The sequence below is a fragment of the Synechococcus sp. H70.1 genome (assembly GCF_047502705.1).
Classification (GTDB): Bacteria; Cyanobacteriota; Cyanobacteriia; order Thermostichales; family Thermostichaceae; genus Thermostichus.
The window spans coordinates 7117-19430 of the sequence record NZ_JANSIV010000170.1 but is presented as its reverse complement, the minus strand read 5'-3'; the positions used below and the strand labels follow the sequence as shown (position 1 = coordinate 19430).

11 protein-coding genes are annotated in these 12314 nt (G+C 58.6%); 7 read left to right on the top strand and 4 right to left on the bottom strand.

Annotated elements, in window-relative coordinates; all coding sequences use genetic code 11:
* Positions 1 to 56 precede the first annotated feature (56 nt).
* Together NW827_RS11045 and NW827_RS11040 are read left to right on the top strand one after the other, a co-directional pair.
* Positions 57 to 1655: a glucose-6-phosphate isomerase gene (locus tag NW827_RS11045; RefSeq protein WP_414503690.1), complete on the top strand. Its 1599-nt coding sequence runs from the start codon at positions 57 to 59 to the stop codon at positions 1653 to 1655.
* A 125-nt stretch (positions 1656 to 1780) separates the two neighbouring features.
* Positions 1781 to 2932, top strand: a complete 1152-nt coding sequence (locus NW827_RS11040; protein ID WP_414404065.1) for a glucose-6-phosphate dehydrogenase assembly protein OpcA — start codon at positions 1781 to 1783, stop codon at positions 2930 to 2932.
* 100 nt (positions 2933 to 3032) lie between these two features.
* Here NW827_RS11040 and psb35 read toward each other — a convergent pair whose 3' ends face one another.
* Together psb35 and NW827_RS11030 are read right to left on the bottom strand one after the other, a co-directional pair.
* Positions 3033 to 3329, bottom strand: a complete 297-nt coding sequence (psb35, locus tag NW827_RS11035; protein ID WP_414359919.1) for a photosystem II assembly protein Psb35 — start codon at positions 3327 to 3329, stop codon at positions 3033 to 3035.
* A gap of 88 nt (positions 3330 to 3417) precedes the next feature.
* A complete protein-coding gene (locus NW827_RS11030) occupies positions 3418 to 3636 on the bottom strand; it encodes a hypothetical protein (RefSeq protein WP_414404064.1) in 219 nt (72 codons plus the stop codon).
* A gap of 143 nt (positions 3637 to 3779) precedes the next feature.
* On the opposite strand from NW827_RS11030, the gene NW827_RS11025 reads away from it, so the two are divergent.
* Together NW827_RS11025 and NW827_RS11020 are read left to right on the top strand one after the other, a co-directional pair.
* Entirely contained in the window at positions 3780 to 5069 is a 1290-nt protein-coding gene (locus NW827_RS11025; protein ID WP_414404063.1) for a cysteine desulfurase, read from the top strand.
* A gap of 88 nt (positions 5070 to 5157) precedes the next feature.
* Positions 5158 to 6273: an aldo/keto reductase gene (locus NW827_RS11020; protein ID WP_414404097.1), complete on the top strand. Its 1116-nt coding sequence runs from the start codon at positions 5158 to 5160 to the stop codon at positions 6271 to 6273.
* 19 nt (positions 6274 to 6292) lie between these two features.
* Here the strand turns inward: NW827_RS11020 and NW827_RS11015 are convergent, their stop codons facing one another.
* Entirely contained in the window at positions 6293 to 6673 is a 381-nt protein-coding gene (locus NW827_RS11015) for a hypothetical protein (RefSeq protein WP_414359912.1), read from the bottom strand.
* 138 nt (positions 6674 to 6811) lie between these two features.
* Between NW827_RS11015 and NW827_RS11010 the strand changes: the two genes are divergently transcribed.
* From NW827_RS11010 to tpiA, 3 genes are all read left to right on the top strand, one after another.
* Positions 6812 to 7489, top strand: a complete 678-nt coding sequence (locus NW827_RS11010) for a hypothetical protein (protein WP_414404062.1) — start codon at positions 6812 to 6814, stop codon at positions 7487 to 7489.
* Positions 7490 to 7496: 7 nt separating this feature from the next.
* Entirely contained in the window at positions 7497 to 8216 is a 720-nt protein-coding gene (locus tag NW827_RS11005; protein ID WP_414404061.1) for a hypothetical protein, read from the top strand.
* A 92-nt stretch (positions 8217 to 8308) separates the two neighbouring features.
* On the top strand, positions 8309 to 9073 hold the full coding sequence (gene tpiA, locus NW827_RS11000; protein WP_414370455.1) for a triose-phosphate isomerase: 765 nt from the start codon (positions 8309 to 8311) through the stop codon (positions 9071 to 9073).
* 5 nt (positions 9074 to 9078) lie between these two features.
* Here tpiA and treY read toward each other — a convergent pair whose 3' ends face one another.
* Positions 9079 to 11880, bottom strand: a complete 2802-nt coding sequence (gene treY, locus NW827_RS10995) for a malto-oligosyltrehalose synthase (RefSeq protein WP_414404060.1) — start codon at positions 11878 to 11880, stop codon at positions 9079 to 9081.
* Between the last annotated feature and the right edge of the window lie 434 nt (positions 11881 to 12314).

The window sequence follows — 12314 nt, the reverse complement described above, 5'->3', positions numbered from 1 at the left end:
ACCTCCCAGCGGGGAGGCTTTGGTAAGCTGGTTACGGCTTTGGCAGCAGGGATCCCATGGACAGCCTCCAACTCTGGCAGCGCTACTGCGATTGGCTTTACTACCACCCCGAGCTGGAAATTTTTGTGGATATCAGCCGCATCCGCTTTACCCCTGCCCAAGTGGAGGCGCTGCGGCCTCTCTTTGCCCAGGCCTTTGCTCAGATGCAGGCTCTAGAAGCCGGGGCCATCGCTAACCCCGACGAAGGCCGCCAGGTGGGCCACTACTGGCTGCGGGCGCCGCAGCTGGCCCCCACGCCGGAGATCCGGCAGGCAATTCAGGAGTGTATTGAACAGGTGGAGACCTTTGCAGAAAAGATCCACCGCGGCACAATCCCGGCTAGTGGGGGAGGATGTTTCACTGAGCTGCTCTGGATTGGCATTGGCGGATCGGCCCTGGGGCCGCAGTTTGTGGCCGAGGCCCTGGCTCCGCTGCAGCCGCCCTTGAACATCCACTTCATCGACAACACGGATCCCGACGGGTTTGATCGCGTGCTGGGGCGGCTAGCGGACAAACTGGGACAAACCCTAGTAATTGTTGCCTCCAAGTCCGGCAGCACACCTGAGTCGCGCAATGGCTTGGTGGAGGTGGCGCTGGCCTACCAGAAGGCGGGGATCCCCTTTCCTGCTCATGCGGTGGCCATTACCGGCCCTGGCAGCCAATTGGAGCAGCAGGCACGGCAGGAGGGGTGGCTGGCAATTTTTCCCATCTTCGACTGGGTGGGGGGGCGCACGTCAGCAACCTCGGCGGTAGGCCTGTTGCCGGCGGCGCTGCAGGGGATCGATATCCGGGCTTTGCTGGCCGGGGCCGCCACCATGGACGAGGCCACCCGCGTACCCCATCTGGAGCGCAACCCCGCTGCCCTCTTGGCCATGGCCTGGTACATCGTCGGCGAGGGGCGGGGGCGCAAGGATATGGTGGTTTTACCCTACAAAGACCGCCTGGCGCTGTTTAGCCGCTACCTACAGCAGTTGGTGATGGAATCCCTGGGCAAGTCCCACGACCTAAAGGGCAACCTGGTGGAGCAGGGCTTAACCGTCTACGGCAACAAGGGCACCACGGATCAGCACGCCTACGTGCAGCAGCTGCGGGATGGTCTCAACAACTTCTTTGTGACCTTCATCGAGGTGCTCCAGGATCGCGAGCCCGGGATCCCTTCCCCCTTTGTAGAGCCCGAGGTAACCAGTGGCGACTACCTAGACGGCCTGCTGCAGGGCACCCGCCAAGCCCTCTACGAAAACGGGCGCGACTCCATTACCGTAACCCTGCCGCGGGTGGATGCCCGCTCCGTGGGAGCCCTGATTGCTCTCTACGAACGGGCAGTGGGCCTCTACGCCTCTCTCATCCAGGTCAACGCCTACCACCAGCCGGGGGTGGAAGCGGGCAAGAAAGCAGCCAACGCCGTCCTGCAGCTCCAGCGTCAGGTGCTGGAGGTGATGCGAGAGCAAAAGGGATCCCTGACCTTGCCCCAGTTGGCGGAAAAACTGGGCTGCCCGGAGCGCGTCGAAACGCTGTACTGGATTGTGCGCCATCTGCATGCCAATGGCCGCGGCTTGGTTTTGGTAGGGGATCCCGGTCGACCGCTGGAGCTGAGCATCCAGCCCCGGCCCGCCTAAGCCTGCTGTTGCCTGGATGGGGTGCGAGGGCTGGAGCCGGCCAATCTGTACCTCACCTTAAGCCCCTCCAGAGCAGCCGGCCTACCTGTCTAGGATCGAGCAAGAGCCTACTGCCGGAGGAGACCATGGATCAGCCTGCTGCTGTCCTGCCTCTGCAAGCCCCAAAAGATGTCTCCCTTGAGGAGATTGAGCAGGAGCTAACCAAGATCTGGTCCTCTAAGGAAGAGAGCGTCGCCGCCCGGGCTGCCACCTTTACCCTGCTGGTGTACGAAGCGCTAGACGACGCCTTGTTGCTGCCCTCCCCCACCGTTGAAGCCATTGCCAGTCAGAACCCCTGCCGCGTCATCGACCTAAGGGCCAAACGGGAGGGAGCCGCAGAGGACGCCATCGAGGCCCAGGTAGCCGCCTATTGCCCGGTAACCCGTGAGCAGCGCAGCTCACTGGTGTGTTGCGAATACATCACCCTGAAAGCGCCGGAATCGGCTTTTGTGCGCGCTTGCAGCACCGTGGCTTCCCTGCTGATCCCCAACCTGCCCACCTTCTTGTGGTGGCAAGGAAACCTGGACTTAAACAGCTTGCTGTTTCAAAAGTTGGTGGCCCTGAGCAACCGGGTCATTGTCGATTCGCGAGGCTTTGTCAATCCTGAGGAAGACCTGCAGGAAATGGACCTTCTCATCCGCGAGGGCCACCACTGCGGGGATCTCAACTGGCGCCGGCTGCTGCCCTGGCAGGAGCTTACTGCCCAAGCCTTCGATCCCCCCGACCGGCGGGAGTCGCTGTACTGGATAGATCAGGTAACGATTGACTACAAAGCCGGCAATCCCTGCCAGGCTCTCCTTTTCTTGGGCTGGCTAGCCAGCCGGCTAGGGTGGACGCCCACCGAGCGAGCCCAGACTCAGGAACATGACTATGAGATTGACCGCATCCGCTTCCAAACCCAAACAGGAGGCGAGGTGAGGGCAGAATTGGCTGCCGTACCTTTGGCTTCCGAAATGAGCCAGCCGGGGGATCTCATCGGGCTGCGCCTCACCTCCAGCAACCAGGAAGTTGACGCCTGCACCGTGCTCTGTTCGGAAACCACGGGATGCATGCGTATGGAGGCCATGGGAGGTGCCCAGAGATGCGTGGTTCGCCAGGTAACCCCCCTGGAGCACGATTCTCTAGAAACGCTCCTGGCTGCCGAGTTGCAGCGGCCTGGCCCCGACTATCTTTACGAAGAAACCCTGGGGGTGGTGGCCCAGATCCTCAAGTTGCAGAAAAGCAAAGGGCTGGGGTAGAGTCCCAAACTCCTTAGCAAGGATCTACCCCAACCCCCGTTTGGCCAACGAAAGCCCTGACTTCTCAGGCCACCCTGAGAGATTTCCTGTTGAAGCCAGCTCAGCGCAGCCCTAGGACAGAAGCCAGCACGCTGTGGCCTACCAGGGCTTCCACTGCAATGCTGATGGCAAATCCCAGCATGGCCAAACGCCCGTTCCACCGCTCAGCTTGCTCAGTCCAGCCAATTTCCCACGTGGGCGAAGCCTCGTACTGAGGCACGTATCGCGGACGAGCAGCACCCTCCCAGCCCGCAGGGCGCTTGGAGTTGAAGAAAGCTATTGAACCGAGGACAACAGCCGCCACCAGCCCGCTCACCATAACGGCAATGTAGGGAAGGAAGGGATTGTCGAGTCTCATCGGCCTGTTCCGTTAAGTCAAAAAGTTAACCGCTTGGGCAAGTCCCTAGACCTAGGCAAGACGCCCGACCTGGTGCTGGCGTACTGAACTATTGCAGTCCCAGCCACTGGGCGAGAGTGGTGGCGAAAACACTGTGGCCCACCAGCGCCTCTGTAGCAACGCTAATCACCAAACCCACCATGGCTAGGCGACCATTCCAACGCTCCGCCTGCTCTGTCCAGCTCGGGATCCAGTCGTTGGTGGTGTCGTAGTATTGGGCCACAGAAGCGGAGTCGAGGCGGGAAGGGATCCTAGGAGAGGGTTGCATGGGTAATGCCTTGTAACTGGATGTAAACAAACTTAACATCAAATTACAGTCCGTGACAACTCTCTTCTGCCAGCAAGGGAGAGTTTTCGGGGCGGCTGGCCAGAGCAATGCCATACTGAGGGAGGTAGGCTTCTGCGCAGACTATGGCGGTATCCCCTCTTTCTTCTCCCAAGCTGGAACAGGCTTTTGACTCCGCTGCCGACCTAGCTGCCCAGGTGCGGTTGGATTTTCCAATCCTGCAGCGCCAGATCAACGGCCAGCCGCTCATCTACTTTGACAACGCGGCCACTTCTCAGAAGCCGCTGGCGGTTTTGCAGGCGATGGATCACTACTACCGCCACAGCAACGCCAACGTACACCGGGGGGTGCATACCCTGGGCAACGAAGCCACGGAGGCCTACGAGGGGGCGCGGGAGAAGATTGCCCGTTTTGTCAATGCACCTTCCCCGCAGGAGATCATCTACACCCGCAACGCCAGCGAAGCCATTAACTTGGTGGCCTACAGTTGGGGCATGAGCACCTTAGAGCGGGGGGATGAGATCATCCTGTCGGTGATGGAGCACCACAGCAACCTAATCCCCTGGCAATTCGTGGCTCAAAAGACGGGGGCCTGCCTCAAGTTCATCCGCATCACGGCCGAGGGTGAGTTGGATCTGGAGCACTACCGCTCTTTACTCGGCAATCGCACCCGTCTGGTGGCGGTGACCCACGTCTCCAACATGCTGGGATCCATTAACCCTGTTCAGGAGGTGATTGCGCTAGCCCATCACTATGGGGCTAAGGTGCTTCTGGATGCCTGTCAAAGTGTGCCCCACATGCCAGTGGATGTGCAGGCCCTGGATTGCGATTGGCTGGCCTTTTCTGGCCATAAGATGTGCGGTCCCACAGGCATTGGGGTGCTCTACGGCAAACGGGAGCTGCTGCGGGCCATGCCGCCCTTTTTGGGTGGGGGCGAGATGATTGCCGAGGTGGACTGGGATCACGCCACCTATGCCGATATCCCCCACAAGTTTGAGGCAGGCACGCCAGCCATTGCCCAAGCGGTGGGCTTGGGGGCAGCCGTCGACTACTTAAGCCAGATTGGGCTAGAGCGCGTGCATGCCCATGAGCAAAAGCTAACCGCTCGCCTCCTGGAAGGGATCCAGCGCCTTCCAGGCATTACAGTCTATGGTCCCAAGGATCCGGCGCGCCGGGCAGGGCTGGTTAGCTTTGCGGTGGAGGGCATTCACCCCCACGATCTGTCCACGCTGCTGGATGAGCAGGGGATTGCCATCCGGGCTGGCCACCACTGCACCCAGCCCCTACACCGCCACTTGCAGGTGCAGTCGACAGCCCGGGCCAGCGTTTACCTCTACAACACCCTGGCCGAGGTGGATCGCTTCCTGGAGGTGCTGGCAGAGGCGGTGGCGTTTTTTAGAGAGGCCTTGGGGTAAAGTTGGGGGGTGTCCATCGCCGAGGAAGTCGATGCTGAGCCCACATCACCCAGCTGCGCCGGAGCCGGAAAGCGGGGGGAGCTCCCCAATGCTCTACCGCCGCTTTGGGCGCACGCAGCAGCTCATGTCGGCTTTTTCTTTGGGCAGTATGCGCCTGGTCAACGTGCCACCAGAACAGGCCCAGGCCACGGTGGCAGCGGCGCTAGAAGCAGGGATCAACCACCTGGAAACGGCGCAGGCCTACGGCCAGGCCGAGGTGCTTTTGGGGGAAATCTTGCAGAGTCTGGCGGTGCCGCGGCAGCGCTTGATCCTAACCACCAAGCTCACGCCCGGCGAGAGGCTGCGGGAACGGCTGGAGGGATCCCTGCAGTGGCTGCGGGTGGAGTATTTGGACCAGTTTGCCTTCCACGGCATCAACCTACCCGAACACCTGGAGTGGGTACTGCAGAAGGGCTTGCCGCTCCTTAGGCAGGCGCAGCAGGAGGGCCTGGTGCGCTACATCGGCTTTTCCACCCATGGATCCCTGGAGCTAATCCTGCAGGCCATCCAGACGGGCCATTTTGACTTTGTGAATTTGCACTACCACTTTTTCCAGCAGCGCAATGCCGCGGCCCTGGAGGCGGCAGCCCAGCAGGATATGGGAGTGTTCATCATCTCCCCCGCCGACAAGGGGGGGATGCTCTACCGCCCGCCCCAGCGCCTGCAGGAGAGCTGTGCGCCCTTTAGCCCCTTGGAGTTTGCCTACCGCTTTTTGCTGGCGGATCCCCGTATCCATACCCTTAGTTTGGGCGTTACCCATCCCAGCGAGCTGCAGACAGCCCTGGCAGCCCTGCGGGATCCCGAGCGCTGGTGGACAGAGGGCCTGCAGGTGCAGGAGCGGCTGCGCCAAGCAGAGCAAGAACGCCTGGGATCCAGTCGCTGTAGCCAGTGCTATGCCTGCTTGCCCTGCCCAGAAGGGATCCACATCCCAGAGGTGCTGCGGCTGCGCAACTTGGCCATTGCCCATGAGATGACCGAGTTTGCCCAGTACCGCTACAACATGTTTGGCCAGGCGGGGCACTGGTTTCCAGGAGTGCCTGCCGACCGCTGCAGCGAGTGCGGCGACTGTCTGCCCCGCTGTCCGGAGCACCTGCCGATCCCAGAGTTGTTGGCGGAAACTCACCGCCTTTTGCACCGCTCTCCCATCCGGCGGCTGTGGGAGTGAGAGAGGGGAGTTCAAGACTCTAGCGCCGTTTGCCGCGCAGGGTTTTGGCGCGGTTGTGTACCTGTCTCACGAACAAGGGCAGTAGCTGTTCCTGTATGTAGGCAAAGGCGGCCTGGAGACCCTCTCTTTCGTAGATGAGGCCGATTTCTGCTTCCAGCTGGGTAGGGTCCCGGAGGGCCGACAAAAATTGGTTGGAGGTGAGCCAGGTGAAGAGTTCGGCGCGGCTAAGATCGCAGCCGGGAGGGGAAGGCACCTGCCAGTCGGGCGGCGGGCCGAGCAGCCACTGGCGGGCAAATAGGCTCAGCACCGCATCTCCCAGCCACGCCTTGTCGCGCCGAGATCCCTCGTCCAACTGGGCCACCTCCTGTCTGATGGTCGAAGAAACCTGGGATCCGGGCATTGTGAATGTCGACGGCGCCTAGGGGGAGTGGCAAGGGCAAATTGAGCAGCAAGGCATCTCTGCCTCATTCTAAGATGGGGTCTAGTTCACCCTCATCAGGGAGAAGGGTGGGCCTGGTTGTTTTGAGGACCCCAGGGCATGTTGTTGGAGCTCACCCCAGAAGAGTGCGAGTCGGTCATTCCCCTGCTGCCCACCCGGATTCAGTACCTAGCCTACTGGAGCGATGCCCTCAACAGCGTAGGCCGGATCATTACAGCCATTTTGGTGGGCGTAGCACTGCTGGTGCTGTCTCGCGCTTTTGGCGAGGGATCCTTCCTGGGGGCGGTCTCCTTTCTGGCGGGGTTTCTCTCGTTGCTCTATCCCGTTCTGTGGGGGCCGCTGTACACCATCTCCCGCCGGCAGCTAGCCTTTCGCGAGATCCCGTACGGAGGACTGTTTTTTGGGCAGGTGTTGAGCACCCGCCGCTACGAGGTGGTGGTGGAAGAGCGGGAAAAGGTGGGTGAAGATGGGCAACTCTATATCGAAGAAGTGCGCGAGCGCCAGTTTGAGATGGAAATTGGCGATGAAACAGGAGTCCTCTACCGAGTGCGGGCCAGGGACGATCCCCGCTACCGGCGAATTGTTAAAAAACAATCGGTGCTGGCGCTGGTGAAGGCCTATTCGCGCGATCTGCGGCGCCGGCCGACCTTGAGCGAAGTCTACGTGGTCAAGCTAGGGGAATGGGTGGGAGATGTCTCCTATCTGGATCGGGAGGCGTTTTTGGAGTTGGCCGACGAGCTGCTGGCGCTCGAGCTAGGACCGGAGGTGAAGGCATAGAAACCTTATGTCAGAGGCTGGAATCACCCGCGCAGCTTGGATCGTGGCGGCCTTGGTGGTGTCGGCGGCCCTGGGGCCGCGGTTGGCTCTGCCTTTGGCTGGGATGGTGGGCTTGGTGATTGTCGAGCAGGTGGCCTTTGGGGGGCGGCTCTCGGGGTTGCTGGGCGCGCTGCTGGATTGGGCTTCTCCAGCCTATCGGCGGCGGGTCATCTGCCACGAGGCAGGACACCTTTTGGTGGCCCACCTGCTAGGGATCCCCTTGCGCGGCTACGTGCTGGGCCCCTGGCAGGCTTTCCGACACGGGATCCCCGGCTACGGGGGAGTGCAGCTGGATCAAGCCCCCATGCGCACCTGGGAAGCCCAGGGGGGCATCCCCTGGGCAGATCTAGAGCGCTACGGCCTGTTTTGGATGGCAGGGGCTGCCGCGGAGTCTCTCCAATATGGCCAAGTGGTGGGAGATGAGGAGGATAGACAACAGGTGGCCAAGCTGCTGGCAGGGATCTCAGCAGCCCAGCCCTTGACCTCTGCGGCTCAAATGAGGGCCTACATCAACCGCTTTCTGCGCCAGAGCCGGGCCTTGTTGCAAGCTCACCCCAAAGCCTATGCCGTTGCCGTCCGGCACCTAGAGCAGGGATCCCCCCTCCAAGACTGCCTAGCTGCCCTTGCGGCCAGCTTGGAGGAGCGGCGTCAACAACCTCCCTCGCCCTCTTCTGAAACCTCTTGCTGATACACTGTGACATACGAAAAAAGCTCGGGATCCCCCAGGCTCGGGATCCCAGCGATTGACTACATCATTGTGTCGCTTAGGGAGGATCCATCTTGCGCCCCATCCTCATTGCCGGCAACTGGAAAATGCACAAGACTCAGGCTGAGGCTCGCCAGTTTCTGCGCGAGTTTCGTCCAGCCCTGCAAGCCTCGTCTGCAGGGGTGAGGCCGCAGCGGCAGATCATTCTCTGCGTGCCCTTCACAGACCTGGCTGTGGTGGTAGAAGAAACGCGGGGATCCGGCATTGCTGTGGGAGCCCAGAACCTGCACTGGGAGGATCAAGGGGCGTTTACGGGAGAGATCTCCGGCCCCATGCTGGCAGAGCTGGGGGTGCGCTACGTGATCGTCGGCCACAGCGAGCGGCGGCAATACTTTGGCGAAACCGATGAAACCGTCAACTGGCGCTTGGCAGCGGCCCAGCGGCACAGGCTCACTCCCATCCTCTGTGTGGGGGAAAGCTTGCAACAGCGGGAACAGGGCCTAACCGAGTCCTGGATTGTGGGGCAGTTGGATCGCGCCTTGCCAGGGATCGATCTGCAAAACCTCGTGATTGCCTACGAGCCAATCTGGGCTATTGGCACGGGGAAAACCTGTGCAGCGGCTGAGGCCAACCGCGTCATTGGCCTTATCCGCCAGCATCTGGGTGCCGACCACCTGCCCATCCTCTACGGTGGCTCCGTTAAAGCCAGCAATATTGACGAGCTGATGGCCCAGCCGCAGATTGATGGCGTCCTGGTGGGGGGCGCTAGCCTCGATCCCCAAGAGTTTGCCCGCATTGTCAACTTCCAGACCCTAACCCCTGCGGCAGCGGCTCCCTAGGCTCCTCAGCGAGATTGCCCCCACAGCAGAGCCACCGGGAAAGACTTGAGGACGGCGCCCACCGGCAAGGTGTCGCCAGGTGGGATCCCTTCTTGGGTGAGACCATTTACCCACTCCAGCCGCTTCCAGCGCGGCAGTTGAATTTCCGTATCTTTCCAAACAGCTTCTCCTAGAGGATCCTGCGTCTCGTCAATTAACGAGGTTAAGAAGCGGGGCGCCACCACCAGGACGACTTGTTTGTCGTGCTGACGGGCAAAAGCGATGACGTGGTTGGCATAGGAGCCGCTTACTTGCAGGGGAACATAACTGCCCTCTAGAAACAGCTGCCGCTGTTCCTGACGTGCCCTTAGCACCTGGTGGATGAGAAACAGCTTAATGCGGCCGTCGTGGCGGTGGAGCAGAAGATCCTGGATAAGTTGCAGAGGATCCTGCTTAATTCGCCGCTGGATTTCTTCGAGGTAAGCTAGGCGACGGGAAAAGTCCACGGGCCGACGATTGTCGGGATCTACCATACTGAGATCCCACAGCTCCGTGCCCTGGTAGATATCCGGGATCCCGGGGCTAGTGAGCTTCAGCAGGGTTTGAGAGAGAGAGTTAAAGATGCCAAAGTGGGCAATTTTGCGCTGAAAGGGCAGGAAAGACTCCAGGAAGGGGCTTGAGGGCCGCAGGATCTGATCAATGAAAGCAAGGGTAGCTGCTTCATATTCGGTATCGGGGCGAAGCCAGGCAGTGTGAACTTTGGCTTCCCGAACCGCTTTAATGGCGTAGTCTTTAACTCGCTGGATAAAGGTGGGAACTTCCTCCGGCTGAAAGGGATAGGAGCCAATCAGAGTCTGGTAGAGAAAATACTCATCGTTGCGATCCGGCATCTCCGAACGCTTCGCTTGCTTGCGGTAAGCTTTATAGCCAGCATTTAGCTCGTGCCAAAGGTTAATATGTCTCTCCCACTCAGCAGGTAGTTCCGAGAGTACATTCAGTCGAGCCCGCACATCCTCGCCGCGTTTGGTGTCATGGGTAGAGGAAGCATTCATTGAGAAGGGCCACTGGGCTGCTCGTTCTTGGTTAAAGCGATGGAACTCTTGGACAGAAATACCAAAGCGACACAGATCCCCACCCACTTCGTTTAGGGATAGCAGCCTATTGTAAACATAGAAGGCAGTGTCCTCTACCCCTTTAGCCATGAGAGGGCCAGCCAACTGTTGTAGACGCATAGCAAAGTAGATTTGCTCTTTTTTCTCTTCTTCTGAAGCATTTTCAGGAAACTCAAGGCAGAGAAAACGCTGCAGAAAATTCAGCTCGTTGACCAAGATGGGCAGGTTCTCCTTAGCCTTCTCTACAGCTTGGCGGATAGCCTGTTGACCTTCTGGACTGAGGATCCCTTCATGGATGTAGACCCGGTAGACTGGGAAACACACCAAAACCTCTGCCAGGGCTCGGCGCAAACTGTAGAGGGTAAAGTCGTTAGCGTAGCGGTGATGGCTGGTGATCCGCTTAAGCAAAAAGGCCAAGTTGTCCATGTCTCCCGCAAGGTTGCGCTCAATGATTAGGCGTTTTTTGTCCTCGATTACCTGTTCGGGAGACTGACGTAGATTAGTAAAGTTTTGGTATAGAGTCTCAAAAGCTTCTTCGTTCTCAGAGCAGCAAAAGATACCGTTCAGCTTAGCTAGAAAGTCATAACCTGTCGTACCCTGCACTGGCCACTGCTGGGGCAGCTTCTCTTCAGGCCCTAGTATTTTTTCTACTACAATGTAGAGATCTGGGCAGCGCTCCCGGAGACGGTGGAGGTATTCCTCGGGGTTAAAGAGACCATCAATGTGGTCAACACGCAAGCCTGTAAAACGGCCTTGCTCTACAAGCTTAAAGATGAGCTGGTGCGTTTTGCGAAAGACTTCTCGGTCTTCTACTCGCAGTGAGATCAAGTCGTTGATGGTAAAGAAGCGACGATAGTTGATCTCTTCAGCACCTACTTTCCAGAAGGAAAGGCGGAAGTTTTGCCGTGCCAAAAGACTGTCCAGTAAATCAAAGCTTGAGGGATCTCCTGGTTTGCCATTAAAGATAGCAATATTCTCATCAAAAAAGCTTTGGATATGAGGGCTAGAGGTATAAAGCTCCCACAGAGAGTGTTTAGCAAAATTAATTTGGTCGGTACGCTCTAGAAGATCTTCTTTGCTAGGAATAAATTTGAGGCTGAAGAGGATCCCTAGTAGCTTAACGTAGTCAGGATGACTGCGTCCTAGTTTTCGTCGCAACTTGCCCAAGTTGTAAGTAAAAACATCGGCGTAGGTGTCGATATTGAGAGGGAACTTCAAGTTGTAGTAGTTAATGCTAAGGCCATCGGCATCGTAACGAAGCTGGATCTGCCCAGACTCTAAACATTTATTGTAGAAATCTCCCAGAAACGGTGCTAAAATTCTGCCCTTGATACCAAGATAGGAGTGATCCCAGTCAACATCAAAGTAATCGATAAAGTCTGAGTTGGGACCGCTTTCCAGAACATCCATTAACATTCGATTTTGGCCGTCATAGGCCATGTGATTGGGAACAATGTCCTGGATCCAGTCAATTCCATGCTGGTGGAGAGTTTCCCATAGAATTTCAAATTTTTCGATTCCCCCCAGTTCGCAGTTGATCTGCGTGGGATCCACCACGTCGTAGCCGTGGGTGCTGCCTTTGCGAGCTTGAAAGATGGGAGAAGCGTACAGATCGCTGATACCCAGCAACTTGAGGTAGGGGACAATTTGCCGTGCTGCCTCGAAGTCAAAACCGGCGTGAAACTGGATGCGATAGGTGCAAGTCGGGATCCGCATGGTGACCTCAAAACAACGACAAGGTTTGACCCGCGACTAGAAGGGTTTTTCTAGGTTGACATACTCCCTGCAGCTCCAGCTGGCTTCCGGGCAGCAGCCAGCGGGGCCCTGAAGCCGCCAATGAGTTCCGATCCTATCCCTGGAGCCGCCATTGCCTTCTGACAGTAGCATGCCTCCCATTTTTAGGCTCTACCCAACCCTCGACTAGGCCACTCCTGGTAGGGATTGCAGGGTCTGCTCTACAAGGCAGCTGTAGACATCCCCAAGACCCAAGCGCAAAAGTTTGGCCTTGCTGGGGGGCAAGTCGATCCTGAACCCAAAAGGGGGCTGGTCTCTAGTCATGGCAGCTTGGCTAAGGCAGGGCGGGAGAAGGATTCTCCTTTGGACAGCCTCTTCTGCTGCCCTCAGCTCTCATCGCCATACTGGCCAGCAAG